Here is a 23,561-nt window from a genome sequence, read left to right as displayed (position 1 = left end):
CAGATCGTGCGATGACGCAGGAAGAGCTTTTCCCTGATCTGCCGAAGGCTCTGGGCAAAAGCCTTGTGTTCGCCTCGCTTCGCCAGCCGGTTTGGACGGAAAACAAGGCCAGGCTGATTCATCGGTATCTCTACTATTTCGTGCTGATCACGCGCCACGGCGCCTATATCGATGGATTCTCAGCGCCCCAGGAGCCTGACGTCGCCGATAGCTGGGCCGCGAAGCTCGTTTTGGAATCGAAGCCAGCCTTCCTGCGGGACTTTTGGTTGTGCGACCTCAGCAAGGTGGGCTGCGAAGCGCTTGAGGCGTTGGCCGCCGACCACCGCAGTCGTCACCGACGAGTTGAAGTGGTCCAAGGCGACTTCAACGAACGAGTTGATCTGATCCTCGCCTCCGAGCGCATCAAACCAAAGGTGGCAACTTTCTGCCTGCTCGATCAACGCGCTTTCGAATGCGATTGGGCGACCGTCCAAAAGATCGCGGCAAAAAAGACCGAAAACAAGATCGAGATATTCTATTTTCTGGCCTCGGGCTGGCTAGACCGGTCGCTGGCTTCTAGCTCAACAGAGGCTGGGCAGGGGCGGATCTTGAAGTGGTGGGGCCGCTCAGACTGGCGGACACTCCAAGGTATGAACAGCGCGAACCGAGCGCAGATGATGTCCGAGCGGTTCAAACAGGAGCTGGGATATCGCTTTGCTTACGCGTGGCCGATCTACGATCGGGGGTCTAAGGGCACCGTGATGTTCCACATGATCCATGCCACCGACCATGCCGAGGCTCCGAAGATCATGAACCGGGCGTATCGCAAAGTGACAAAGGCGCTGGAGCCGATCGAGGAGCTGCAAGCCAGCTTCATGCGACTTCTGGAACCTTTGCCTGAAGCCCCGTGACCAATTGGCGGGTCGGCCCTCAGGCAATGATGCATCTAAATCGACAGCGAGGCTGGGGCCAGCTCGGGAGAGGGAGAGACAGGATGCCAATTAGAGTCATGCGCGCGGGTGAGACGGCCAAAGCATGGTCATCCGATCCGTACGGTCGAAAGCTCGATTTCCACGGCCCGATTGGCGAGAAGCCAGGGTATGTCCTGATGACGTTCAAGATGCCGTCTAAAGGCGGCGGCGTGACAGACGTTCGGGTGGAGCTCAGCGGCGACGCAATCGAGCAGCTTGCAGAGATGATGATCCGGGCAGACCGAGAGAACGCGATCAAGGCTTTTGGACGCGCGCTCCAGCTACCTCCGGAGCCTCCCGAGACCTGGGAATAGCAAAGCGCAGAATCCAGCTTTGTTGCCATTTGATTGTTCGCTTATTGCCATCTGAAAGTTCGCGCTACAGCGCGGCGGCTTCGTGTCAGTCACACTTCGTGAGCGTTCCTGATGTCTAGCGGATCATCGTGACGCTGTCAAGGACTAATTTCCTACGACCGTCAACCGACCCTCTTAACTTGCTCAAAATCCATTCGCAAGATTATCCCGTCGGGCAGATAAAATCCGTTCAGCATATTGCTTTGTATTGAAACGTCACCTTGCCCTTCCACACGGAACATCCGACGCAGTGCCGATACTGCCGGGTGGCCAGACGAGACCATTTCCACATAACTTGCATCAAAACCTTGAAACCGATCTGGATTATTGGAAACAATTTCTGAAACACGGCGGTAGAAATCTCGCTTATCCTGGAAATTTTCAGGAGGAACGATCCAGAGTCGCCAAGCATCGATGTCGGCTCCCCTAACCCACATGGCAGCGGAAGGACGAACGCCATTGGCTTCCAATAGGTCGACCAGTGCATGGCCACTCTTTACCAGTAGGCTTTTATCCATTTTAGGACTCCCGAATTGGGGTCGGTGATCGCCTGTACAATATACTGAGCAGAAACGGGGTCCACCAGTTCGTAGCGCACATCCGGCTTCCACTCCGATACAAGAGCCCAGTTCGCAGCAAAATCGGGATCGGCCTGCTGCGCCTCTTTGAGAACCCTTGATAAGCCAGCAACGCCAACCAGAGTACGAAAATCGTGCTTGAAGGTATCCAGGATAAAATTCTTATCTGGAATTGCCTCCGCAGAAATCTGCCTTGCGATGCAAGCCTTCAAGGCGATCTCAATGGCGTACCCAGCCAGATAGTATGCGTTGGAATAGCGCTTGTTGGCGAGCAAGAGGACGGCGTCATCGCATTTCGCCGACGCAACCGCCTGGCAGTCAGTCCGCCTCAAACTCTGGGCCATTCTTTAGCCTCACCGCGACATCGCGTGACATTTAACATCAAATCATCAGATCATGCAGCACAAAGCTCTCTCTACACCTCCTCCTTCTCGACCCATTTATACGTCACCGCCGGCACATACTGCTCCATTCGATCGAGCAGCGTCGCCGGCTCAGTGTCGGTGATCGTCATGGCGCGGTGGGTCTGCTTCAGGAAGCCGGCCTCCACCGTGTTGTCGAGGAAGGTCGCCAAGGGATCGTAGAAGCCGGCGACGTTGAGGAAGGCGAGCGGCTTGTCGTGGATGCCGAGCTGGCCCCAGGTCCAGATCTCGAACAGCTCCTCGAAGGTGCCGATGCCGCCGGGCATGGCGATGAAGCCCTCCGACAGCTCGGCCATGCGGGCCTTGCGGATATGCATGGTCTCGACGATCTCGAGCCGGGTCAAATGGTGATGGCCGACCTCCTTTTCGCGCAGCGCGCGGGGGATGACGCCATGGACCTCGCCGCCGGCCGCCAGCGCGGCATCGGCGACGATGCCCATCAGCCCGACCGCGCCGCCGCCATAGACCAGCACCATGCCGCGCCGTGCGATCTCGGCGCCCATGGCGCGCGCGCCTTCGGCATAAACGGGATCATTGCCGGGGTTGGACCCGCAGAACACACAGACGGATTTCATCGGCTCAAGCCCCTTCCGTCGCCAGCGCCTGCAGGATGCGTGCCCAGGAGCGCTGGCCCTTGTGGAAGGAGGAGAGGTCGTATTTCTCGTTGGGCGAATGCACGCGGTCGTCATCGAGGCCGAAGCCGACGAGCAGCGTGTCGATGCCGAGCAGGCGCTTGAAGTCGCCGACGACGGGAATCGAGCCGCCCGAGCCGATGGTCACGGCCTTGCGGCCCCATTCCTCGGTCAGCGCCGCTTGCGCCTTGCGCAGGGCCGGCGACTCGACGGGCACGGCGACGGCGGGCGAGGCGCCATGGGCGACGAATTTAGCGCTGACATCGGCAGGCAGCCGCTCGCGCACGAAGGCCTGGAAGGCGGCGGCGATGGTCTCGGGATCCTGCTTTCCGACGAGGCGGAAGGAAACCTTTGCCGAGGCTTTGCCGGCGATCACCGTCTTGGTGCCCTCCCCGGTATAGCCGCCCCAGATGCCGTTGACGTCGCAGGTCGGGCGCGACTGGATCTGCTCGATCAGCATGCGGCCGGTCTCGCCGACCGAGTGCTTCAGGCCGATCTGGCCCAGGAACTCGTCCTCGGTGAGGTTGAGATCGGCCCAGTCCGCCTTCTGCTGGTTGGTCGGCTCCTCGATGCCGTCATAGAAACCGGGCAGCGTGATGCGCCCGGTCTCGTCATGCAGCGCGGCCACGATCTTCGCGAGAACATGGACGGGGTTGGCGGCGGCGCCGCCGAACAGGCCGGAATGCAGGTCGCGGTCGGCGCAGGTGATCGTCACCTCCTGATAGACCATGCCGCGCAGCGAGGCGGTGATCGCCGGGGTGTGGCGGTCCCACATGCCGGTGTCGCAGACCAGCGCGAAATCGGCCTTAAGCTCCTCGGCATTCTCCCGCACGAAGGCCGGCAGGTTGACCGAGCCCGATTCCTCCTCGCCCTCGACCATGACGGTGACACCGATCGGCAGGTCGCCGGTCTCGGCGATCGTCGCCCGCAGCGCCTCGACGAAGGTCATGACCTGGCCCTTGTCGTCGCAGGCGCCGCGCGCGACGATGACCTTGCGGCCGGGCTCGATCTCCTTGATCACCGGCTCGAAGGGCTTGGTGTCCCAAAGCTCCAGCGGATCGACCGGCTGGACGTCATAGTGGCCGTAGAACAGCACATGCGGCGCGCCGGGCTTAGGCCGATGGGCGAGCACGATCGGATGGCCGGGCGTCTCGCGCAGGCCGGCGGTGAAGCCGAGCGATTCCAGATCCTTCGCCAGCCACTCCGCTGCGCGGCGGCTGTCGGCGGCGTAAGCCGAATCGGTCGAGATCGAGGGGATTTCGAGCCAGGAGGACAGCCGCGCCAGCGAGGCGTCGAGATCGGCATCGAGGCGGGAGAGGATCGCGGGGAGCTTGGACATGGCACTCGGCTAGGCTGGGCTCACGGTGAGACGGGAGCCGATTCAGGTGGCGCCATCATGCCAAGCCTTGGGGGCTGCGTCAGCAGGATTGGTTCATGGCCGTCGTGAACCTGTCTTTCCGGGGCTTCGCGTCAGCGAAGAACCCGGAATGACAGGCGCTACCGCTTCCCGCCCATCATGCTCCCGAGCACGCCGCGCAGGATCGCGCTGCCGACCTGGCGGCCGATCGTGGTCGCGGCCGAGCGGGCGGCCGAGGTCAGCACCTTCTCGGCCATGCTCTGCGGCAGGGCACCGCCCCGGCTGCCGGGGCCGGTCTTGGGGCGCTGCTGCGGCGCGCCGCCGCCGAGCCAGCCGCCGATCGTGTCGAGGATGCCGCCGCCACCCGTCGTCGAGGCCTCGACCGGCTCGCCTTCCGGAGCCAGGTTTTTGCGGCTCATCAGCTCCTCATAGGCCGACTCGCGGTCGATCATGGTGTCGTACTTGCCCTTGAAGCCGGACTCGCTGAGCGCCTGCTGGCGGATCTGGACCGAGCAGGGGCCGACCTGCGCCATCGGCGGCGCGATCAGCGTGCGCTCGACGATGGTGGGCGTGCCCTTGCCCTCGAGCGTCGAGGTCAGCGCCTCGCCGACGGCGAGCTGCATGATCGCTTCAGATGTGTTGATCTTGGGGTTCTGGCGGAAGGTTTCGGCTGCGGCCTTAACCGCCTTCTGGTCGCGCGGCGTGAAGGCGCGCAGTGCGTGCTGGACGCGGTTGCCGAGCTGGGCCAGCACGGTGTCAGGGATATCGAGCGGGTTCTGCGTGACGAAATAGACGCCGACGCCCTTGGAGCGGATCAGGCGCACCACCTGCTCGACCGCCGTCAGCAGCGCCTTGGGCGCGCCGTTGAACAGAAGATGCGCCTCGTCGAAGAAGAAGACGAGCTTGGGCTTGTCGAGATCGCCGACCTCGGGAAGCTGCTCGAACAGCTCCGAGAGCAGCCAGAGCAGGAAGGTCGAATACAGCCGTGGATTCGCCATCAGCTTGTCGGCGGCCATGATGTTGACGATGCCGCGACCGTAGCGGTCCGTCCGCATCAGATCGGAGATTTCCAGCGCCGGCTCGCCGAAGAACATGTCGCCCTTCTGGTTTTCCAGCACCAGCAGCGCGCGCTGGATCGTGCCGACCGTCTGCGAGGTGACGTTGCCGTATTTGGTGGTCAGGTCCTTGGCGTTCTCGGCGATGTGGGCCAGAATCGCGCGCAGATCCTTGAGGTCGAGCAGCAGCAGTTTCTGCTCGTCGGCGATGTGGAAGGCGATGTTGAGCACGCCTTCCTGCGTCTCGTTGAGATCGAGCAGGCGCGCCAGCAGGAGCGGCCCCATCTCGGAGATGGTGGCGCGGACCGGGTGGCCCTGCTCGCCGAACACGTCCCAGAACACGGTGGTGAACTGGTCCGCCTCGTAGGGGATGCCAATCTCCTGCGCGCGCTTGACGAAGGGCGGCTTGGAATCGCCGGGCGCGGCGATGCCCGACAGATCGCCCTTGATGTCGGCGGCGAAGACAGGAACGCCGGCCCTCGCAAAGCCTTCCGCCATCACCTGCAGGGTCACGGTCTTGCCGGTTCCGGTCGCGCCGGTGACGAGGCCGTGGCGGTTGGCGAGCTTGAGCAGGAGGTTTTCGGCTTTCCAGCTCTTGCCGATCAGAATCGCGCCGTCTTCAGCCATGGCCCCGCCTGTTGCGTTATCGAAACGTCAGGGCAAGGGTGTAGCGAAACGCGCCCGCTGGCGGAAGTGCGATCGCAGGCTGCTCTGCCGACTTGATCGAAACGTTGATATGTGAACTATCTCGCGCCACACCCAACGACAGGACGAAGACCATGGATGAACTGATCTCCCGCGTGATCGCGGCCTCGGGCCTCAACGAAGAGCTCGCCCGCAAGGCGATCGGCATCATCCTCGCCTTCCTGCAGAAGGAAGGACCGGCGGCCGAGATCGGCGAGCTGATGGCGGCGCTGCCGGGCGCGCAGGAACTCGCGACGGCCGAAGGCGGCGCCAAGGGTGGGCTGATGGGCATGGTCGGCGGCCTGATGGGCGGCGGCGGCGGCGTGATGGCGCTGGGCGGCCAGTTGATGGGCGCGGGCCTGTCGATGGGCCAAATCCAGTCGGTCTCCAAGGAGATGTTCGCGGTCGGTCGCGAGAAGGCGGGCGAGGATGCGATGGGCGCCATCGTCGGCGCCATTCCGGGGCTCGGCCAGTTCGTCTGATCCAAAGCGCCATCGAGAGCGTCCAACGCCGCCGCGAGGCGGCGTTGTCGTTTGCCTGCCCCTGCGCCCGTCGGCGCGGGTTTGCGCAGGCGCCTTGCGACGAAGTAGGAATGGCGATGCGTCGTCGCCCATGGCAATCACCACCTCGCGACCGCACAGATGCGTAAAGACGAGGACCGGCGCGCATGAACTCGGCCCCTGCATCCGACCTCCCCGACGACCTGCCCTTCATGGATGCCTTTCCGGCGCCCTCGCGTGAGACTTGGCGTGCGGCGGTCGACAAGGTGCTCAAAGGCGCCGATTTCGAGAAGCGGCTGGTCGGCCGCACGGCAGACGGCATCCGGATCGAGCCGCTCTACGACAGCGCATCTCCCGCGCTGCGACCTTTGCGCGGCGAGACCGGCCGCTGGCATGTCGCCGCTCGCCTCGACCATCCCGAACCCGGCGAGGCGCAAAGGCTCGCGCTGGCCGATCTGGAAGGCGGCGCGGACTCACTGACGCTCGCCTTTGCCGGCGCCCCCGCGGCACGCGGCTACGGCCTTGTTGCCGATGATGTCGCGGCACTCGATGCCAGCCTCGACGGCGTCATGCTCGACCTGATCCGTCTGCGGCTCGATCCCGCTCCGCATGGCCGTGTCAACGCGCTGATGCTGGCGGCTCTCGTCGAACGGCGCACCATCGCACCCGACACGACCGCGATCGACTTCGGACTCGACCCGGTCGGGCAGCTCGCCAGCACGGGTAGCCTCGCGGCGCCCTGGCCCGAGATCGGCCGCAGGCTGACGCAGACCATCCGCGCCTTGAAGGCTCGCGGATTCGCGGGGCCCTTCATCACCGCCGACGCCCGGCCCTGGCACGAGGCGGGCGCCAGCGAGGCGCTGGAGCTCGGCGCGATGCTGGCAACGGCCATCGCCTATCTGCGCGCGCTGGAAGCGGAAGGCTTTTCGCTCGCGGAGGCGCGCGACGCGATCTCCTTCGTCCTGGTCGCAGACACCGACGAATTCCTGACCATCGCCAAGTTCCGGGCGGCGCGCCTGCTCTGGGCGCGCGTGCAGGAAGCCTGCGGCCTGACACCGACGCCGATGGTGCTGCATGCCGAGACGGCGTGGCGCTCGCTGACCCGGCGCGACCCTTGGGTGAATCTGCTGCGCGGCACGATCGCGACCTTCGCGGCCGGCGTCGGCGGAGCAGATAGCGTGGCCGTGCAACCCTTCACCGCTGCGCTGGGGCTGCCGGATGTCTTCGCGCGGCGCATCGCGCGCAACACCCAACTCGTCCTGCTGGAGGAGGCCAATCTCTGGCGCGTCGCCGATCCGGCAGCGGGAGCCGGCGGCTTCGAGGCGCTGACGCAGGCGCTGTGCGAACAGGCCTGGACCGAGTTGCAAGGACTGGAGCGCCAGGCCGGCAACGGCCTCCCGGGCATCGTCGCGGCGCTGGCCGGTGGCACGCTGCAAGCCGACCTCGCCAAACAGCGCGACGTGCGCGCCAAGGCCATCGCCACGCGCCGCGAGCCGATCACCGGCACGAGCGAGTTCCCCAATCTGAGGGAGGCGGCCGTCTCGGTTCTCCCTGTCGCGCCAGTCGCGCGGGCGAAATCCGAGACCGCTCCCGGCAAGGCCTCCGAGCAGGATCAGGGCGACCTGATCGACCGGCTGGCCAAGGGCGCAGGGCGCGACATGGCCCTGAGCGCTCCGGAGGACGGCCTGCGCGCCCAGGCCCTGCCGTCGCAGAGGCTGGCCGAGCCGTTCGAGGCCCTGCGTGACAGGGCGGACGCCGCAGCCGAGCGACCCATGGTCTTTCTGGCGACGCTGGGGCCGATCGCGGACTTCGCCGCGCGGGCCGGCTTCGCCCGCAATCTGTTCGAGGCTGGCGGGCTCTCGGCGCCCAGCGGCGAGGGGTTTGCAAAGGACGGCGTCACCGACATCGCCGCCGCGCTGGTTGCGGCCTTCAGGGCCTCGGGCGCGCGGCTCGCCTGCCTGTGCGGCTCGGACGCCGGCTACGCTGCCGAGGGCGTGGCCTCAGCTCAGGCGCTGACGGCGGCCGGAGCGACGGTCTGGCTCGCCGGCCGGCCAGGCGAACTGGAAGTGGAGCTCAGCAAGGCGGGGGTCGGGGAATTTATCTTCACGGGCTGCGATTCGGTTGCGGTTCTCGGCAAGGCGCTCGCGATCGCTTCGCAAGCCTTGTCTGATTAACGCTTTTTTGCTATGTCGACGACGTCCGGTTGGAGCTTCGAATTCCTGAACGCTGTCGTCAAAGCCGAAGCCGATGCCCTGTCAGACGACATCCGCGCCAAGCTGTTTCGCTATGCCGAAATCATCGAGGATGAGGGTTTGGATGTTCTGCCTTACGGCTGGGTTAAGCCGCTGGGCGACAAGCTCTGGGAATTGCGCCTGACCGGCAGAGATGGAATCGCTCGCGCCATCTATGTCACGGCAACGGGAAAGCGGGTCGTGATCGTCCGCGTTTTCGTCAAGAAGACAGAGAAGACTCCACCCAAGGAACTTCGCATAGCGCGAATGCGCGCCAAGGAGGTTTGATGAAAAGCGTTCGCGAATGGGGCCTCGCGCAGATGAAGGATCCCGATTTCAAGCGCGAATATGACGCGCTGGAGGAGGAGTTTGCCCTTCTGACCTCGCTGACCCGCGCACGGACACGGGCGGGCCTCACCCAGGAAGAACTCGCCCAGCGCATGGGCACGACGCAGTCGGTCATCGCCAGGCTCGAAAGCGGCCGCGGCAAGCCTTCGACCCGAACGCTGGAGCGCTATGCCAAGGCGACCGGCACGAAGCTTCGGATCACATTGGAAGCAGCCGAGTGAGCGGACCCCATCCCATCGCCCTGACCATCGCCGGCTCGGATTCCAGCGGCGGCGCCGGCATCCAGGCCGACCTGAAGACCTTCGCGGCCCATCAGGTCTATGGCGCCAGCGTCATCGTGGCGCTGACGGCGCAGAACACGAAGGGCGTGAGCGCCATCCACGCCGTGCCGGCCGATTTCGTCTCCAAGCAGATCGACGCCGTCTTCGAGGATCTCGACGTCGCCGCCGTCAAGATCGGCATGCTCGCGACGGCGGAGCTGATCGAGACGGTCGCCGCCGGGCTCAGGCGGCACAAGGCGCGCAACATCGTGCTCGACCCCGTCATGATCGCGGCATCGGGCGCACGCCTGCTTGAAAACGACGCGGTCGATGCAATCCGGCGCCACATCCTCCCGCTGGCGACATTGAGCACGCCCAACCTGCCGGAGGCGGCAGCCCTCCTCGGCAGCAGCGTCGCCGAGACAGAAGCCGCCATCGACGAACAGGCCGACAGGCTTGCAGCGCTCGGCGCCGCCAATGTGCTGATCAAGGGCGGGCATGGAAGCGGCGAGACCAGCAGCGACCTGCTCCTGCTCGCCGGCGGCGCCCGCCACCGTTTTGACGCCCCGCGGATCGCGACGCGCAACACCCATGGCACGGGCTGCACGCTGTCCTCGGCCATCGCATCCGGACTGGCGAAGGGGCTGGCCCTGCCGGAGGCTGTCGGCCACGCCAAGACCTATATTACCGCGGCCATCGCCGCGGCCGACGAGGTTCCGGTTGGCCATGGCCACGGACCGGTGCATCATTTCCACCACTGGTGGGATCGAACGGGCGGGAGACAGCCATGACAGCCATCCCGGATTTCACAAAGCTCGGCTTCGAAGGCCGGATGCCCTCCCCGGCCATGCTGCCGGTCGGCGAGGAATGGCTGACGCCCGAGGGCATCCCGGTCAAGCCGCTCTACACGGCTGACGATCGCGACGGCCTGCCTTTCGTCGATACACTGCCGGGCATCGCGCCCTATCTGCGCGGGCCCTACCCGACGATGTATGTCAACCAGCCCTGGACGATCCGGCAATATGCCGGTTTCTCCACGGCCGAGGATTCCAACGCCTTCTATCGACGTAACCTCGCCGCCGGGCAGAAGGGCCTCTCCGTCGCCTTCGATCTGGCGACGCATCGCGGCTATGATTCCGACCATCCGCGCGTTGGCGGCGATGTCGGCATGGCCGGTGTCGCGATCGACTCGATCTACGACATGCGCACGCTGTTCTCCGGCATCCCGCTCGACCAGATGAGCGTCTCGATGACGATGAACGGTGCGGTGCTCCCCGTTCTGGCGCTCTATATCGTCGCGGCGGAGGAACAGGGCGTTCCGGCGGCCAAGCTTTCGGGGACCGTCCAGAACGACATCCTCAAGGAGTTCATGGTCCGCAACACCTATATCTATCCGCCAGCCCCCTCGATGCGGATCATCGGCGACATCTTCTCCTACACCTCGGCCAACATGCCGAAGTTCAACTCGATCTCGATCTCCGGCTACCACATGCAGGAAGCCGGTGCGACGCAGGACCTCGAGCTCGCCTATACGCTGGCCGACGGCGTCGAATACATCCGCGCCGGCCAGCGGGCGGGGCTCGGCGTCGATGCCTTCGCGCCGCGCCTGTCCTTCTTCTGGGCGATCGGCATGAACTTCTTCATGGAGGTGGCGAAGCTCAGGGCCGGACGGCTGATCTGGGCCAAGCTCGTCAAGGATTTCGGCGCGACCAACGAGAAATCCTTCCCGCTTCGCACCCATTGCCAGACGAGCGGCTGGTCGCTGACGGCGCAGGACGTGTTCAACAATGTGCCGCGCACGATGATCGAGGCGATGGCGGCGACGCAAGGCCATACCCAGTCACTGCACACCAATGCGCTCGACGAGGCGCTGGCGCTGCCGACCGATTTCTCCGCCCGCATCGCCCGCAACACTCAGATCGTGCTGCAGCAGGAGAGCGGCACAAGCCGCATCATCGATCCCTGGGGCGGCTCCTACTATGTCGAGCGGCTGACGGCGGAACTGGCGACGAAGGCTTGGGGCCACATCACCGAGGTCGAGGCGCTGGGCGGCATGGCCAAGGCGATCGAAGCCGGCATCCCGAAACTTCGCATCGAGGAGGCCGCCGCCAAGACGCAGGCGCGCATCGATGGTGGCCAGCAGGCGATCATCGGCGTCAACATGTTCAAGCCCGACAACGAGGCCTCGATCGACGTCCTCAAGGTCGACAACGCCTCGGTGCGGACCCAGCAGCTCGAAAAGCTGCGGAGGCTCAAGGCCGAGCGCAACGAAGCCGATGTCCAGGCGGCGCTGACAGCCCTGACCGAAGGCGCGAAGGGCGAGGCCAATCTGCTCGACCTCGCCGTGAAGGCGGCGCGGGCCAAGGCGACCGTCGGCGAAATCTCACTGGCGATGGAGCAGGTGTTCGGGCGCCACCGGGCCGAGATCAAGTCGATCTCGGGGGTCTACAAGCGGGAGGTCGGCACCATGAATCCTGCGGTCACGCGCGTGCAGATGATGACGCAGGCGTTCGAGGAGGCCGATGGCCGCCGCCCGCGCATCCTCGTCGCCAAAATGGGGCAGGACGGGCATGATCGCGGGCAGAAGGTCATCGCCTCGGCCTTCGCGGATCTCGGCTTCGACGTCGATATCGGGCCGCTCTTCGCCACGCCCGAGGAGGCCGCGCGCCAGGGCGTCGAGAACGACGTCCACATCATCGGCGTCTCGTCGCTCGCGGCGGGCCATCTGACGCTGGTGCCGGAGCTCAAGGCGGCGCTGGCCGCCGCAGGACGACCCGACATCATGATCGTCGTCGGCGGCGTGATTCCGCCCCAGGATTTCGACGCGCTCTATCAGGCCGGAGCCTCGGCGATCTTCCCGCCGGGCACTGTCATCGCCGACGCCGCAGAAAAGCTGCTGGAAGACCTCAACAGCCGGCTCGGATACGTCCAGCGCACGGCTGCCGAATAGCAGACAGGCGCGGCCGGCGGGCCGCGCCTGTCCCATGATCACGGTCGTCGCTGCGCGACACTAGCGCCAGCCGTAACCATAGCCGTAGCGCGGCGGGGGCGGCCGGACGCCATAGCCGTCATTGTAGTGCTGCCAGCGGCGGCGGCCCCAATAGCCGTGAACCGCCGGCGGCGCCGGGCGCCAGCCATAGGCCGGCGTGTCGTAGCGCGGCCCGTAGCCCTCGCCGAAGGCCGCGGCAGGGCTGACGGTCATCACGCTGGCGGCGGCCAGGGCCGCTGCACCGATGGCAAGGCTGGCTAGTCTGGTCGCGGCGAACTTGCGGAACATGGTCCTCGTCCTGTCTGGTGGCCCGGGACATCCCCTTGCCTGACACGGACATTCGCAGATCGCGTCTGAACGGCGCTTGAGGCCAGCGTTCACCCGCCGTTTAGCCGCCCACAGCCTGCCGCCGCTTCAGCAGCAGCGAGGCTGCGATCACGGCCAGTGCGACAGCGCCGATCATCAATGTGCAGGCGGCGTTGATCTCCGGGGATACACCGAGCCTGATCGCGGAATAGAGCCGCATCGGCAAGGTGGTCGCGCCCGGCCCGGTGGTGAAGCTGGCGATGACGAGATCGTCGAGCGAGAGCGTGAAGGCGAGCATCCAGGCGGCGGCGACCGCCGGCCAGATCAACGGCAGCGTCACCGTCGCGAATGTCACCAACGGGGTCGCGCCGAGATCGCGGGCCGCTTCCTCGAGCGAGCTGTCGAAGCCGGCAAGCCGCGCCTGCACGACGATGCAGGCGAAGCCGAGGCCGAAGGTCGCGTGGGCGATCGTCACCGTCCAGAAGCCGCGCTCGACATCGACGGCGACGAACAGCAGCAGCAGCGACAGGCCCGTGATCACCTCCGGCATCACCAGCGGCGCCAAGACCATGCCGGAGAACAGCATGCGGCCGCGAAACCGGCCATGCCGGGCGAGCGCCAACGCCGCCATCGTGCCCAGCGCCGTCGCCAGCGTCGCCGAGACGAAGGCGAGCCGGATGCTCAGCCAGGCGGCGTCGAGCAAGGGCTGGTTCGACAGCAAGGCGCCGTACCAATGCGTCGAGAACCCGCCCCAGACCGTGACCAGCCGCGAGGCATTGAAGGAATAGGCGACGAGCGCCAGGATCGGCAGATAGAGGAAGGCGAATCCCGCGACCAGAGCGAGGATGAGGCCGGGGCCGAGCCGCCTCATGGCTGTGCCTCCCTGCCCTGCCTTGCCCGCTGCAGCAGCGCCAGCGGCAGGACGAGCACGACCAGGAGCACGATCGCCACGGCAGACGCCAGCGGCCAGTCGCGGTTCGAGAAGAACTCGTTCCAGAGGACCTTGCCGATCATCACGGTATCAGGCCCGCCGAGCAGATCGGGGATGACGAACTCGCCGACCGAGGGGATGAAGACGAGCGCCGCGCCGGCCAGAATGCCCGGCAGCGACAGCGGCAGCGTCACGGTCAGAAAAGCCGTCACCGGCGTCGCGCCGAGATCGGCTGCGGCCTCCAGCAGGCTGCGGTCGAGCTTCTCCAGCATCGCATAAAGCGGCAGCACCATGAAGGGCAGATAGGAATAGACCATGCCGATCAGCACCGCGGCTTCCGTGTTCAAAAGCCGCAGCGGCTCGTCGGTCAGGCCGAGGCCGCCGAGCACGATGTCAAGCAGGCCGTCGGGGCGCAGGATGCCGATCCAGGCGTAGACCCGGATCAGGAACGAGGTCCAGAACGGCAGCACCACGAGCACCAGCAGGACAGGCCGCCAATGCCGGGGGGCCGCGGCCATCGCATAGGCGAGCGGATAGCCGATCGCGAGCGCGATCAGCGTCGTCAGGCCAGCGAGTCGCAGGGATTGGAGATAGCTGTCCCAGTAGAGCGCATCGTCGGCAAGCAGGCGGAAATTCTCGAGATCGAGTTTGCCGAGGAACTCCCGGAGCGTCGCGAAACCCTCGAAATGCGGTGCGTAGGGCGGCAGCGCGGTGTCGGCGTCCGACAGCGCCATGCGCAGCACGATCGCGAAGGGCGCGAGGAAGAACAGCAGCAGCCAGAGATAAGGCGCGGCCACGACGAGACGGGAGGCTGCGTGAGACCTTCCGCTCATGATCGGCGGCCGAAAAGGCTCGGCGCGACTGCAACGCGCATCCCCTCCCCCCGCTTGCGGTGGGGAGGGTCAGGGTGGGGGGCAGTGCCGCTCGGTGCGACGACCGAGGATAGAGTTCCGGCTTTGCGGCCCCCCATCCCTAACCCTTCCCCACCGCAAGCGGGGGGAAGGGGATAAGTCGCGTTCCTCGCGCCTCTCACGGCTTCAGCACCAACCCGGCCTCGACGTCCCAGGAGAGCCAGACCTTGTCCTCCCAGGCGAAGGGGCGCGCGGCCCGGCGCCTGCGGTTGGTCAGCGCCACCTTGACCAGCCAGCCGCCCTCGCCTCCCACCATGACCTGGACCATGGTGACGTCGCCGAGATAGCCGATATCCCAGATCTCGCCCGCGACCTTGTTGAAGGGCTGCGGCGGCTCGTCATGGCTGAGGTCGAGCTTCTCCGGCCGCAGACCGACGAGCACGGAAGCTCCGATCGCCAGCGCCGGCGCCTCCTCGTCGAGTTCGACCATGCCGGTGATCCCGGTCTCGACCCGGACGAGATCGCCCTCGACCGCGACGACATGGCCCTCCAGCACATTGATGTCGCCGACGAAGCTGGCGACGTAGGCGTTGACCGGTGCTTCGTAGATCACGTCGGGCGGGCCGATCTGGACCAGCCTGCCATGATCCATCACCGCCATGCGGTCGGCCATGGTCATGGCCTCGTCCTGGTCATGGGTCACGACCATGAAGGTGGTGCCGAGTTCGCTCTGCAGATCCATCAGCTCGAACTGCGTCGCCTCGCGCAGCTTGCGGTCGAGCGCCGCCATCGGCTCGTCGAGCAGCAGCAGCTTGGGGCGCTTGGCGAGCGCACGGGCGAGCGCGACGCGCTGGCGCTGGCCGCCGGAAAGCTGGTCGGGCCTGCGCTTGCCCAGGCCGTCGAGCTTGACCAGCGCCAGCATCTCCGCGACCCGCTGCGCGATCTCGGCACGAGGCAGCCTCTCGCGCTTCAGCCCATAGGCGATGTTGTCGGCGACGCTGAGATGGGGGAACAGCGCGTAGGACTGGAACATCATGTTGACCGGCCGCAGATGCGGCGGCATTTCGGTGATGTCGGTGCCGCCAAGCAGGATTTGCCCGGCATCGGGCGTCTCGAACCCCGCCAGCATCCGCATCAGCGTGGTCTTGCCGCAGCCGGAGGGGCCAAGCAGCGCGAAGAACTCGCGCGGGTAGAGTGAGAGCGAGACTTCGGCGACGGCCGTGACGCCGCCGAAGCGCTTTGTGACGTGGCGGAACTCGATGAGCGGTTTCGCAGCCGGGTCGTTCCATGGCTGGAAGGCGCGGCGCAGGCTGCCAGGCGATGCCTTGCGCATCGTCGCCGTGCCCTCTCCTGATCGGCCCAGTCCTGCCCCTGTCACTTGCCCGTCTTCACCCGGGTCCAGAGCCGGTTGACCAGTCTTTGCGACTTCTGGTCGTAGGGCGTGATCGTGTAGAGCCGGCCCATCACGGCCTCGGGCGGGTAGATGCCGGGATTGCCGCGCACCGCGGCCGACAGCAGCGGCTGCGAGGCGAGATTGCCGTTGGCGTACTGGATAAAATCCGAATTCTTCGCCGCCATAGCCGGGCGGTTGACGAAGTCGATGAACTTGAGCGCGGCGTCGGGATTGCCGGCGTCCTTCGGGATCACGAAGGAATCGAACCACATCAGCGCGCCCTCCTTGGGGATCGCATAGGCGATCTCGACCTTGTTCTTGGCCTCTTCGGCGCGCTTCCTCGCCTGCAGCACATCGCCGGAATAGCCGACGGCAAGGCAGATATCGCCGTTGGCGAGCGCGTTGATGTATTCCGACGAATGGAATTTCTGGATATGCGGGCGGATCTTGCGCAAGAGCTCGCCGGCCTTGTTCAGATCGGCCTCGGCCTTCGAATCCGGGTTGAGTCCGAGATAGCGCAGGGCGGCGGGAAACATCTCCTCGACGGCATCCAGCACATGCACGCCGCAGTTCGAGAGCTTCTTCAACTGGTCGGGCTCGAATAGGATTTTCCAGCTGTCGATGACCGCATCGGGCCCGAGCCGCTCCCGGACCTTGGCGACGTTGTAGCCGATGCCGGTGGTGCCCCACATGTAGTTCACGGCGAATTTGTTGCCGGGATCGTATTTGGCCAGCCGTCCCTGGATCTCGGGCCAGGTGTTCTTGAGGTTGGGCACCTTGGCGGCGTCGATCGGGGTGTAGAGCCCGAGCGGGATATGGCGCGGTAGGAACGAGGCAGTGACCACGATCAGGTCGTAGCCGGTCTTGCCGGCGAGCAGCTTGGTCTCGACCGTCTCCATCTGGTCGAAGGTGTCGTAGACGACGGTGATCCCGGTTTCCTTCTTGAAGGCGTCGAGCACCTCGGGGTCGACATAATCCGACCAGTTGTAGATGCGCAGTTCCTTGGTCTGGGCTCCGGCGGCACCCGCAGCCAGAAGCGAGAACCCCAGCGCCGCGCCCGATACCACCCTCTTCAGCCAGCCGCGCATGGTCATGATCAATCGATTCCCCTAAGCCAGACGGCAGCGAAGCTAGCAGCTTGGCGGCGGGCCTCAAGCCGTTGTGATCCGGTCGCCCGCCCCCGGACCTTGCGATGCAATAGGGCTGCCACATATCCATTGCCATGCGCGCCGCCCGCCTCGTCCCCCTGCTCTTCCTGCTGCTGTTCATCGTCCCCCTGCTGACGCATGCGGCCTGGTGGTCGACGCGAGGCATGGCGGATGACTGGCGGCGCGCCGATTGGTCGAGCGCCAAGCTGCTACCGGCGGCTTCGATCGAGCCCGAGGCGACAGTCCATGTCTTCGCCGCCCGTGTCGGCCGCTGGCGCGGCGTCTTCGCGCATCACTCCTGGGTGGTGGTGAAGGAGGCCGGCGCCAGCGCCTATACCCGCTTCGACGTGGTCGGCTGGGGTACCCCGGTGCGCGTCAACCATCGCGAGGCGGACGGCCGGTGGTACGGCAACCTGCCGGAACTCGTCACCGAGATCCGCGGCGAGGCGGCGGCAGCACTGATCCCGCGCATCCGCGCGGCGGTGCAGAGTTACGCCTATGTGACGCCCGGCAGCTACCAGGCCTGGCCGGGCCCCAACTCCAACAGCTTCGTCCAGCATGTCATGGCCGAGGTGCCGGAACTCGCGCGGGCGCTGCCGCCGACCGCGATCGGCAAGGATTTTCGCGAGGATGGTCTGTTCGCTGGCCTGACGCCGAGCCGCACCGGCGTGCAGGCCTCGCTCTATGGGCTCGCCGGCGTCACGATCGGCTGGGTCGAGGGCGTCGAGGTCAACCTGCTGGGGCTGGTCGCGGGCTTCGACCTGCGCAGCCCGGCGCTGAAGCTGCCCGGCTGGGGGCGGATTGGGGTTTGACCCGTCCCGTCATTCTCGGGCGTAGCGAAGCGCAGACCCGAGAATCTGGTACAGGATAAGCTTGCGGGAGATGCTCGGGTCTTCGCCCGAGCTTGACGCGCGCTGGCCCTCACACAGCTTCCAGCGCCTGCGCCAGGTCCGAGATCAAATCCTCGATGTTCTCGATGCCGACAGAGATGCGGATCAGCGCGTCTGTCAGGCCGATCTCCTCGCGCAGTTCGCGCGCGACACCGGAATGCGTCATCGCGGCGGGGTGCGAGACCAGCGTCTCGGTGCCGCCGAGCGAGACCGCGAGCTTCATGATCTGGAGATTGTCGAGCAAGGCGAAAGCCTCCTTCTCGCCGCCGACCACGTCGAAGGCGAAGGTCGAGCCGGCGGCGGTGCATTGCCGGTCGAACACCGCCTTGCGCGGGTCGCCGTCCCTGAGATCGCCCAGATAATGCACCTTGGCGACCTTCGGATGGGCGGAGAGATAGTCCGCGACCAGCCGGGCATTCTCGTTGGCGCGGCTCATGCGGATATCGAGCGTCTCCAGCGAGCGCATCAGCATCCAGCAGGAGTTGGGGTCGAGCTGCGTGCCGAGCGATCCGCGCCAGCTCTTGACCTGCCGCACCAGCGCTTCCGAGCCGCTGATCGAGCCGCCGACGAGGTCGCTGTGGCCACCGACATATTTGGTTAGCGAGAGCAGCGAGAGGTCGGCGCCCTGCTTCAGCGGCTTCTGGTATTTCGGGCCGAGCATAGTGTTGTCGACGACGACCGGCGGGCGATGGCCCTGCGAGGCTTCCAGCTCGTCGGCGATCATCTTGCAGGCTGCGAGATCGACCAGCCCGTTGGTGGGGTTCGCCGGCGTCTCGACCAGGATCATGCCGACGCGCCCCTTGGCGGCTGCGGCCTTCGCGGTCTCACGCATCTGGGCGATGTCGAGACCGTCGGTGAAACCGAAGGGCGTCACGCCGAAGGCGCCCATCTGGTTTTTCAGCAAGGTCTCGGTGCCGCCATAGAGCGGGCGGGAGTGGATGATCGTGTCGCCTGGCCGCAGGAAGGCGAAGCAGGTCGTGGCGATGGCCGCCATGCCGCTGGCGAAGACGGCGCATTTCTCCGCCTCGTCCCAGATCGCCAGGCGATCCTCGAGGATTTCCATATTGGGATGGTTGAAGCGCGAATAGACCAGGCCGGGCTTCTCGCCGGGCTTGGGCTGGCGCCGGCCGGAGGTGAAATCGAAGAAATCCTTGCCCTGCTGTGCGTTGGCGAAGACGAAGGTGGAGGTCAGGAAGATCGGCGGCTTCAGCGAGCCTTCCGACATCGCAGGCGAATAGCCGAAGCCCATCATCAGGGTCTCGGGATGGAGCCTGCGATTGGCGATCCGATCCTTGTGGTAGCTGTCGTCGCTCATGGCCGCCTCCTCGGTTTCCGCTCGCGGCGCAGGTGTACAGGGCCTGCCGCCGCGTTGCGCCAAGGATAAGCCAATCGGACTGGCATTGCTTGACCGATCATCGATGCGGTGACAGTCTCATCCGCATCTTCCTGCCACCATTCTCTCACGATGGAGCATTTCATGCTCGACGCGACCGATCGCCGAATGCTCTCGCTGCTGCAGGAGGATGGCCGCATCACCAACCAGGATCTGTCGCAGCGGATCGGCCTGTCGCCGACGCCCTGCCTGCGCCGGCTGAAGCGCCTTGAGGACACCGGCGTGATCCAGGGCTATTCGGCGATCGTCGATCCAAAGGCCTACGGCCTGCCCTTCAGCGTCTTCGTGGCGGTCAGGCTGTCGCAGCAGACGCAGGAGAATATCGCCGAGTTCGAAAGGGCCGTCGAAGGCTGGCACGAAGTCACCGAATGCTACCTGATGACGGGCTCGCAGGACTACCATCTGCGTGTGCTGACCGACGGCATCGAGGGCTATGAGCGCTTCCTGAAGCAGAAGATGACGCGGCTGAAATGCATCCAGTCGGTGGAATCCAACTTCGCCCTGGCCACCGTCAAGAGGCGCATCGGCCTGCCGCCGCTCTGACGGACGGCAACCGGTCTAACGCATCTTCCTCAGGCCGAGGACGACCAGCAACGCACCGACGCCGAGCATCGGCATGAAGATACTGAGGGCATCCCGGGACCAGTCGAGCCTGACGGTCTTGCATCCCGAGGTATTCATCTCGCATCCGAAGCCGCTCAGGAGGTACCAGGTCGCGAGGGCGAGTACGATAATGACAACGCCGAGGGCGAGGATGATGCGAGGCCACATCCAGCGACACTATGGCTGACCCTACGGCACGGCAAGTCGCGGGTCCGCTATCCGCGCCACCACCCATTTCGGGCCAACGATGTCAGGCGCCCTTGCCGCGATCCATCGCCCGGCGCACCACCTGCGTGACCTCGCTGTCCGACAGGAAGAGATCATGCCGCAGCATGCTCCAGCCCCGACCTTGCGTATCGGCCACACGCACGCCCAGCGCCTCGAGCCGTGACCGGTCGGCCGCACCGGCGCGCGCGACGCCGCCAGCGATGCGCGAGGAGATCGCCAGCGCCCTGTCGCCGGGATCGATGATCAGCGTCATGCGGCGGGCCAGCGGGCCGAGCTTGCCGACGGTCTGCTCGAAGGCGTCGATATCGATGTCGGGCGAGGCCAGCACGACCGATCCGATCCGGGCATAGACATCGGCCGAATCGCGCAGCTCGCGCAGGCCTTCCAGCGTCAGGAATGTGCCCATGGAATGGGCGACGATATGGATGCGGCCGACGGTGGGATTGGCCACGAGCGCCTGCAGCGCCCGAACGAAGCCGTCGCGCGACCACAGCGCGCTCTCGCGGTCATAGGCATAGTCGAAGAGCTTGCCGCCCGAGGGCCAGGTGAAGATCGCGGTACGACCCTGGAATTCCAGCGAATGCGAGAGCTGGCCGGCGCTGCGTGCCGCCGATTCGAAGGTCTCGTTGAAGCCGTGGACATAGAGCAGCACGTCGCGCCCGGTCGCCGCCTGTGCAAAGGCACGGCCCGCATCGGCCGAGGTCTGGCTGTCGATGCCCAGCACCGCCCAGTCCCCGCTGACGGCGGAGGAGACGCGCCCGGAAATCCCGTCGCCGGGCGGCGAGAGGCGTGCCTCGGCAAAGGTCAGTGCGCCGCGATCCGAGCCGAAGAAGGGCTGGCGCGGGCCGATCGCCTTGCGGGTCGTGACGACGAGCAGTTCCGGCTCCTTGCCGATCGCCGAGGCGTCGGCGCGCGTCGGTTCCGAGAACGGCGAGACGACGGTTTCCGTCTGAGCGCAGGCCGAGAGGCCAAAGGCCAGCACCGCGGCGAGCGCCGCCAGACGACAGGAAAGAGCGCGCCGCGAAACAGGCATCGTGTCAGCAATCCGGTGGGTTGTTGGCGGCCGAATTGGCCAGCCCCACCTTAAGGACAGGCTAACGCGGCCATAATGGGGCGGGGGGACCAATTGGCGCGACGTCGCGACCCCGCGAGGGGCTCGCGCCGATGATCAGCGCCCGCCCGAAATGATCGTCACCGGCGCCGTGACCACGAGACCGACGGTCGAGCCGACGGTGCCGACGACGCCGCCCGCGATGTCGCCGAGTCGGTCGCCGAGCTGGGGCCCGGCTGTGGAAATGCCGCCATCAGCCTGGAGGCGCTGGCCGATCATCTGGACGACCTTCGGCGAGGAGGCGAACTTGCTGTGGTTCAGACTGTCACCCGACGCCACCTCGGAGAGGTCGATGATGCGCGCACCGAGCTTCTCGAGTTCCGCGATGATGTCCTTGTCCTTGGCCGAGATCGCGCCAAGACGGGTCTTGTCGCCGGCGAAACGCCGCGAGAAGTCCAGCGCGCGATCATCCGCTGAGACGAACACCGTGACCGGGCGCTTGATCTCGGCCATCTGGGTCCTGAAGACGTCGAGATCGACATCGGGCGCAGCCAGCATGACGTCGCGCAGCCTGCCGCCGAAGGTACCGTCGCCGCGGATCGAAGCCTGCCGGAGCGTCTCCAGCGTCAACAGCGTGCCCATCGAATGGGCGAGGATGTCCATGCGCGTCGCACCGAGATCGCGCGCGATCGCCCTCAGATTGCGCTCGAGGAAATCGCGCGAATAATAAGCGCTTTCGCGATCATACGGGTAGGCCAGCAATTGCCCGCGCGATGGCCAGGTGAAAAGGACAGGCACGCCCTTGAAGCCGGAATCATGAACGATCTGGGCGAAGCGGAAGGCGGCGTCGGCGAAATTGGTGTTGAAGCCGTGGACGAAGACCAGCACGTCGCGCTGGGCGGCCGGTCGGCGGAGGATCTCGCGGCGGACATCGGCGAGGATCGGCGCGAGATCGAGCCGCTGAACGCCGGTCACCGTGAAGTGCTTGGCCGGATCGCTAGGACCGGAATCGGGCAGCTCCAGTTCGCCCGGCTTATGGCTGCGCGGCACGGTGAAATCGAGGCGGGCGAAGGAGAGCTTGGGGCCGCGCTCGCCGCTGAAATAGACGGGCTCGGCGGACGCTTCACGCGTGGTCGCAACGAAAATCTCGACCTTGCCGGCGACATCGGTCGAGCGGCTCGTGTTCAGCTCCAGCACGCGCGGCGTACCGCAGGCGGCCAGCGCCAGCGGCGCGAGCAACGCCCATGCGAGAACCCGAAGCCGCAAGACCGCACGCATCATCATCCCAAGACTGCTCTCACCGAACCGCCGCATGATCAAGATGCGCGCATGACACAGCGATGAAGCAATCGAAGGCTCGGCCTAAGCTTGTCGCACGCCGCCCGGTCTTGCTAGGTGGGGCCATGGTCGATCTCCCATCCCCCGTCGCTGCGCTTGCCCAAGCCATTCTCGCCGGCGAGCGGGCTGCGCTGGCGCGCGCCATCACCTTGGCGGAATCGCGCCGTGCAGACCATCGCGAGCAGGCGCGGGCCTTGATCCAGCATCTGCTGCCGAGGACCGGCGGAGCGATCCGCGTCGGCATCACCGGCGTTCCCGGCGTCGGCAAGTCGACGGCGATCGACGCCTTGGGCAGCTATCTCACCGCCAAGGGGCACAAGGTCGCGGTGCTCGCGGTCGATCCCTCGTCCAGCCGGACCGGCGGCTCGATCCTCGGCGACAAGACCCGCATGGCCCGGCTCGCCGTCGATCCGAATGCCTATATCCGGCCCTCCCCGTCCTCCGGCACGCTCGGCGGCGTCGCGGCGCGGACACGCGAGACCATGCTGCTCTGCGAGGCGGCGGGCTTCGACGTTGTTCTCGTCGAGACGGTCGGCGTCGGCCAATCGGAGACGGCGGTCGCCGACCTGACCGATTTCTTCCTCGTGCTGATGCTGCCCAATGCCGGCGACGAACTGCAGGGCATCAAGAAGGGCATCATCGAGCTTGCCGACATGATCGCCGTCAACAAAGCCGACGGCGCCGGCGCGACGCCCGCCCGCGCCGCCGCGGCGCAATATCAGGCCGCGCTGCATATCCTCGCACCGTCCTCGGCACTCTGGTCGGCGCCGGTTGTGACGATCTCCGGCCTGACCGGCGAAGGCCTCGATGCGCTCTGGACCAAGATCGAGGATCACCGGGCTCGCCATGAGGCCAAGGGGCTGGTCGCGGAGAGGCGCCACCGCCAGGATGTCAAATGGATGTGGGCCATGGTCGAGGACAGGCTTCAGGCGAAGCTGCGCCAGGACCCGGACCTCAAGGCGCGAACACCCGCTCTGGAAGCGGCGGTGGCGGCCGGCACGCTCGCACCGACGGTGGCTGCCGAGGACATCGCCCAGGCGTTGGGATTGTGATGTGAGGGACGCTGTGAC

24 protein-coding genes are annotated in these 23,561 nt (G+C 65.9%); 11 read left to right on the top strand and 13 right to left on the bottom strand.

From position 1 onward, the window contains the following. Positions 1-11: 11 nt before the first annotated feature. Together tcmP and AE618_RS11980 are read left to right on the top strand one after the other, a co-directional pair. A complete protein-coding gene (tcmP, locus tag AE618_RS11985) occupies positions 12-890 on the top strand; it encodes a three-Cys-motif partner protein TcmP (protein WP_054209299.1) in 879 nt (292 codons plus the stop codon). 83 nt (positions 891-973) lie between these two features. Next, positions 974-1,264, top strand: a complete 291-nt coding sequence (locus AE618_RS11980) for a hypothetical protein (protein ID WP_156330231.1) — start codon at positions 974-976, stop codon at positions 1,262-1,264. Positions 1,265-1,425: 161 nt separating this feature from the next. On the opposite strand, the gene AE618_RS11975 is transcribed toward AE618_RS11980, so the two are convergent. The 5 genes from AE618_RS11975 to AE618_RS11955 form a co-directional block, all read right to left on the bottom strand. Continuing rightward, positions 1,426-1,821: a hypothetical protein gene (locus AE618_RS11975; protein WP_156330230.1), complete on the bottom strand. Its 396-nt coding sequence runs from the start codon at positions 1,819-1,821 to the stop codon at positions 1,426-1,428. Continuing rightward, the gene (locus AE618_RS11970; RefSeq protein WP_054209296.1) at positions 1,800-2,225 is read right to left on the bottom strand and encodes a hypothetical protein; all 426 of its coding nucleotides are present in this window, start codon (positions 2,223-2,225) and stop codon (positions 1,800-1,802) included. The genes AE618_RS11975 and AE618_RS11970 overlap by 22 nt, the downstream gene beginning before the upstream one ends. Before the next feature lie 71 nt (positions 2,226-2,296). Then, positions 2,297-2,878 carry a TIGR00730 family Rossman fold protein gene (locus AE618_RS11965; protein WP_054209295.1) on the bottom strand — a complete coding sequence of 194 codons (582 nt, stop codon included), beginning with the start codon at positions 2,876-2,878 and terminating at the stop codon, positions 2,297-2,299. A 4-nt stretch (positions 2,879-2,882) separates the two neighbouring features. After that, on the bottom strand, positions 2,883-4,274 hold the full coding sequence (locus AE618_RS11960; protein WP_054209294.1) for a dipeptidase: 1,392 nt from the start codon (positions 4,272-4,274) through the stop codon (positions 2,883-2,885). Between the two features lie 158 nt (positions 4,275-4,432). Continuing rightward, entirely contained in the window at positions 4,433-5,974 is a 1,542-nt protein-coding gene (locus AE618_RS11955; protein ID WP_054209293.1) for a helicase HerA-like domain-containing protein, read from the bottom strand. A 152-nt stretch (positions 5,975-6,126) separates the two neighbouring features. On the opposite strand from AE618_RS11955, the gene AE618_RS11950 reads away from it, so the two are divergent. From AE618_RS11950 to scpA, 6 genes are all read left to right on the top strand, one after another. After that, positions 6,127-6,513 carry a hypothetical protein gene (locus tag AE618_RS11950; RefSeq protein WP_054209292.1) on the top strand — a complete coding sequence of 129 codons (387 nt, stop codon included), beginning with the start codon at positions 6,127-6,129 and terminating at the stop codon, positions 6,511-6,513. Positions 6,514-6,698: 185 nt separating this feature from the next. Continuing rightward, positions 6,699-8,705: a methylmalonyl-CoA mutase subunit beta gene (locus AE618_RS11945; protein ID WP_054209291.1), complete on the top strand. Its 2,007-nt coding sequence runs from the start codon at positions 6,699-6,701 to the stop codon at positions 8,703-8,705. Between the two features lie 12 nt (positions 8,706-8,717). Continuing rightward, positions 8,718-9,050: a type II toxin-antitoxin system RelE/ParE family toxin gene (locus AE618_RS11940; protein ID WP_054209290.1), complete on the top strand. Its 333-nt coding sequence runs from the start codon at positions 8,718-8,720 to the stop codon at positions 9,048-9,050. Continuing rightward, complete coding sequence (locus AE618_RS11935) at positions 9,050-9,331, top strand: helix-turn-helix domain-containing protein (RefSeq protein WP_054209289.1); 282 nt, start codon at positions 9,050-9,052, stop codon at positions 9,329-9,331. Before AE618_RS11940 ends, AE618_RS11935 begins: the two co-directional genes overlap by 1 nt. Beyond that, positions 9,328-10,161 (top strand): bifunctional hydroxymethylpyrimidine kinase/phosphomethylpyrimidine kinase, encoded by an 834-nt coding sequence (thiD, locus tag AE618_RS11930; RefSeq protein WP_054209288.1) that lies wholly within the window; start codon positions 9,328-9,330, stop codon positions 10,159-10,161. Before AE618_RS11935 ends, thiD begins: the two co-directional genes overlap by 4 nt. Continuing rightward, a complete protein-coding gene (gene scpA / locus AE618_RS11925; RefSeq protein WP_054209287.1) occupies positions 10,158-12,320 on the top strand; it encodes a methylmalonyl-CoA mutase in 2,163 nt (720 codons plus the stop codon). The genes thiD and scpA overlap by 4 nt, the downstream gene beginning before the upstream one ends. 60 nt (positions 12,321-12,380) lie before the next feature. Here the strand turns inward: scpA and AE618_RS11920 are convergent, their stop codons facing one another. The 5 genes from AE618_RS11920 to AE618_RS11900 all read right to left on the bottom strand — a co-directional run bounded on the left by AE618_RS11920 (position 12,381) and on the right by AE618_RS11900 (position 16,934). After that, positions 12,381-12,647: a hypothetical protein gene (locus tag AE618_RS11920; RefSeq protein WP_054209286.1), complete on the bottom strand. Its 267-nt coding sequence runs from the start codon at positions 12,645-12,647 to the stop codon at positions 12,381-12,383. A gap of 100 nt (positions 12,648-12,747) precedes the next feature. Further along, entirely contained in the window at positions 12,748-13,536 is a 789-nt protein-coding gene (locus tag AE618_RS11915; RefSeq protein WP_054209285.1) for an ABC transporter permease, read from the bottom strand. After that, entirely contained in the window at positions 13,533-14,429 is an 897-nt protein-coding gene (locus AE618_RS11910) for an ABC transporter permease (RefSeq protein ID WP_054209284.1), read from the bottom strand. Before AE618_RS11910 ends, AE618_RS11915 begins: the two co-directional genes overlap by 4 nt. Before the next feature lie 196 nt (positions 14,430-14,625). Then, positions 14,626-15,780, bottom strand: a complete 1,155-nt coding sequence (locus AE618_RS11905) for an ABC transporter ATP-binding protein (protein WP_054209283.1) — start codon at positions 15,778-15,780, stop codon at positions 14,626-14,628. A 41-nt stretch (positions 15,781-15,821) separates the two neighbouring features. Continuing rightward, on the bottom strand, positions 15,822-16,934 hold the full coding sequence (locus AE618_RS11900; protein ID WP_211200652.1) for a polyamine ABC transporter substrate-binding protein: 1,113 nt from the start codon (positions 16,932-16,934) through the stop codon (positions 15,822-15,824). A gap of 128 nt (positions 16,935-17,062) precedes the next feature. On the opposite strand from AE618_RS11900, the gene AE618_RS11895 reads away from it, so the two are divergent. Next, a complete protein-coding gene (locus AE618_RS11895; RefSeq protein ID WP_054209281.1) occupies positions 17,063-17,800 on the top strand; it encodes a DUF3750 domain-containing protein in 738 nt (245 codons plus the stop codon). A gap of 109 nt (positions 17,801-17,909) precedes the next feature. Here AE618_RS11895 and AE618_RS11890 read toward each other — a convergent pair whose 3' ends face one another. Beyond that, positions 17,910-19,193, bottom strand: a complete 1,284-nt coding sequence (locus tag AE618_RS11890; RefSeq protein ID WP_054209280.1) for a cystathionine gamma-synthase family protein — start codon at positions 19,191-19,193, stop codon at positions 17,910-17,912. A gap of 162 nt (positions 19,194-19,355) precedes the next feature. Here AE618_RS11890 and AE618_RS11885 point away from each other — a divergent pair, with 162 nt between their 5' ends. Then, positions 19,356-19,814, top strand: coding sequence for an Lrp/AsnC family transcriptional regulator (locus AE618_RS11885; RefSeq protein ID WP_248310841.1), 459 nt, complete (start codon positions 19,356-19,358; stop codon positions 19,812-19,814). A 310-nt stretch (positions 19,815-20,124) separates the two neighbouring features. Here the strand turns inward: AE618_RS11885 and AE618_RS11875 are convergent, their stop codons facing one another. Together AE618_RS11875 and AE618_RS11870 are read right to left on the bottom strand one after the other, a co-directional pair. Beyond that, a complete protein-coding gene (locus tag AE618_RS11875) occupies positions 20,125-21,135 on the bottom strand; it encodes an alpha/beta hydrolase (protein ID WP_054209277.1) in 1,011 nt (336 codons plus the stop codon). A 135-nt stretch (positions 21,136-21,270) separates the two neighbouring features. Then, positions 21,271-22,437 (bottom strand): alpha/beta hydrolase, encoded by a 1,167-nt coding sequence (locus tag AE618_RS11870; RefSeq protein WP_197280763.1) that lies wholly within the window; start codon positions 22,435-22,437, stop codon positions 21,271-21,273. A gap of 119 nt (positions 22,438-22,556) precedes the next feature. Between AE618_RS11870 and meaB the strand changes: the two genes are divergently transcribed. Continuing rightward, positions 22,557-23,543, top strand: coding sequence for a methylmalonyl Co-A mutase-associated GTPase MeaB (gene meaB, locus AE618_RS11865; RefSeq protein WP_054209276.1), 987 nt, complete (start codon positions 22,557-22,559; stop codon positions 23,541-23,543). Positions 23,544-23,561: the final 18 nt, after the last annotated feature.

It is taken from the genome of Allobosea vaviloviae, assembly GCF_001298265.1.
GTDB lineage: Bacteria > Pseudomonadota > Alphaproteobacteria > Rhizobiales > Beijerinckiaceae > Allobosea > Allobosea vaviloviae_B.
This window is presented reverse-complemented; position numbering and strand designations above follow the sequence as displayed.

What these genes read in the sequence shown, in the direction of transcription:
- tcmP (WP_054209299.1), top strand. Translation starts at nt 12, where the DNA reads ATGACGCAGGAAGAGCTTTTCCCTGATCTGCCGAAGGCTCTGGGCAAA.
- AE618_RS11980 (WP_156330231.1), top strand. Translation starts at nt 974, where the DNA reads ATGCCAATTAGAGTCATGCGCGCGGGTGAGACGGCCAAAGCATGGTCA.
- AE618_RS11975 (WP_156330230.1), bottom strand. Translation starts at nt 1,821, where the DNA reads ATGGATAAAAGCCTACTGGTAAAGAGTGGCCATGCACTGGTCGACCTA.
- AE618_RS11970 (WP_054209296.1), bottom strand. Translation starts at nt 2,225, where the DNA reads ATGGCCCAGAGTTTGAGGCGGACTGACTGCCAGGCGGTTGCGTCGGCG.
- AE618_RS11965 (WP_054209295.1), bottom strand. Translation starts at nt 2,878, where the DNA reads ATGAAATCCGTCTGTGTGTTCTGCGGGTCCAACCCCGGCAATGATCCC.
- AE618_RS11960 (WP_054209294.1), bottom strand. Translation starts at nt 4,274, where the DNA reads ATGTCCAAGCTCCCCGCGATCCTCTCCCGCCTCGATGCCGATCTCGAC.
- AE618_RS11955 (WP_054209293.1), bottom strand. Translation starts at nt 5,974, where the DNA reads ATGGCTGAAGACGGCGCGATTCTGATCGGCAAGAGCTGGAAAGCCGAA.
- AE618_RS11950 (WP_054209292.1), top strand. Translation starts at nt 6,127, where the DNA reads ATGGATGAACTGATCTCCCGCGTGATCGCGGCCTCGGGCCTCAACGAA.
- AE618_RS11945 (WP_054209291.1), top strand. Translation starts at nt 6,699, where the DNA reads ATGAACTCGGCCCCTGCATCCGACCTCCCCGACGACCTGCCCTTCATG.
- AE618_RS11940 (WP_054209290.1), top strand. Translation starts at nt 8,718, where the DNA reads ATGTCGACGACGTCCGGTTGGAGCTTCGAATTCCTGAACGCTGTCGTC.
- AE618_RS11935 (WP_054209289.1), top strand. Translation starts at nt 9,050, where the DNA reads ATGAAAAGCGTTCGCGAATGGGGCCTCGCGCAGATGAAGGATCCCGAT.
- scpA (WP_054209287.1), top strand. Translation starts at nt 10,158, where the DNA reads ATGACAGCCATCCCGGATTTCACAAAGCTCGGCTTCGAAGGCCGGATG.
- AE618_RS11920 (WP_054209286.1), bottom strand. Translation starts at nt 12,647, where the DNA reads ATGTTCCGCAAGTTCGCCGCGACCAGACTAGCCAGCCTTGCCATCGGT.
- AE618_RS11915 (WP_054209285.1), bottom strand. Translation starts at nt 13,536, where the DNA reads ATGAGGCGGCTCGGCCCCGGCCTCATCCTCGCTCTGGTCGCGGGATTC.
- AE618_RS11910 (WP_054209284.1), bottom strand. Translation starts at nt 14,429, where the DNA reads ATGAGCGGAAGGTCTCACGCAGCCTCCCGTCTCGTCGTGGCCGCGCCT.
- AE618_RS11905 (WP_054209283.1), bottom strand. Translation starts at nt 15,780, where the DNA reads ATGCGCAAGGCATCGCCTGGCAGCCTGCGCCGCGCCTTCCAGCCATGG.
- AE618_RS11900 (WP_211200652.1), bottom strand. Translation starts at nt 16,934, where the DNA reads ATGACCATGCGCGGCTGGCTGAAGAGGGTGGTATCGGGCGCGGCGCTG.
- AE618_RS11895 (WP_054209281.1), top strand. Translation starts at nt 17,063, where the DNA reads ATGCGCGCCGCCCGCCTCGTCCCCCTGCTCTTCCTGCTGCTGTTCATC.
- AE618_RS11890 (WP_054209280.1), bottom strand. Translation starts at nt 19,193, where the DNA reads ATGAGCGACGACAGCTACCACAAGGATCGGATCGCCAATCGCAGGCTC.
- AE618_RS11885 (WP_248310841.1), top strand. Translation starts at nt 19,356, where the DNA reads ATGCTCGACGCGACCGATCGCCGAATGCTCTCGCTGCTGCAGGAGGAT.
- AE618_RS11875 (WP_054209277.1), bottom strand. Translation starts at nt 21,135, where the DNA reads ATGCCTGTTTCGCGGCGCGCTCTTTCCTGTCGTCTGGCGGCGCTCGCC.
- AE618_RS11870 (WP_197280763.1), bottom strand. Translation starts at nt 22,437, where the DNA reads ATGATGATGCGTGCGGTCTTGCGGCTTCGGGTTCTCGCATGGGCGTTG.
- meaB (WP_054209276.1), top strand. Translation starts at nt 22,557, where the DNA reads ATGGTCGATCTCCCATCCCCCGTCGCTGCGCTTGCCCAAGCCATTCTC.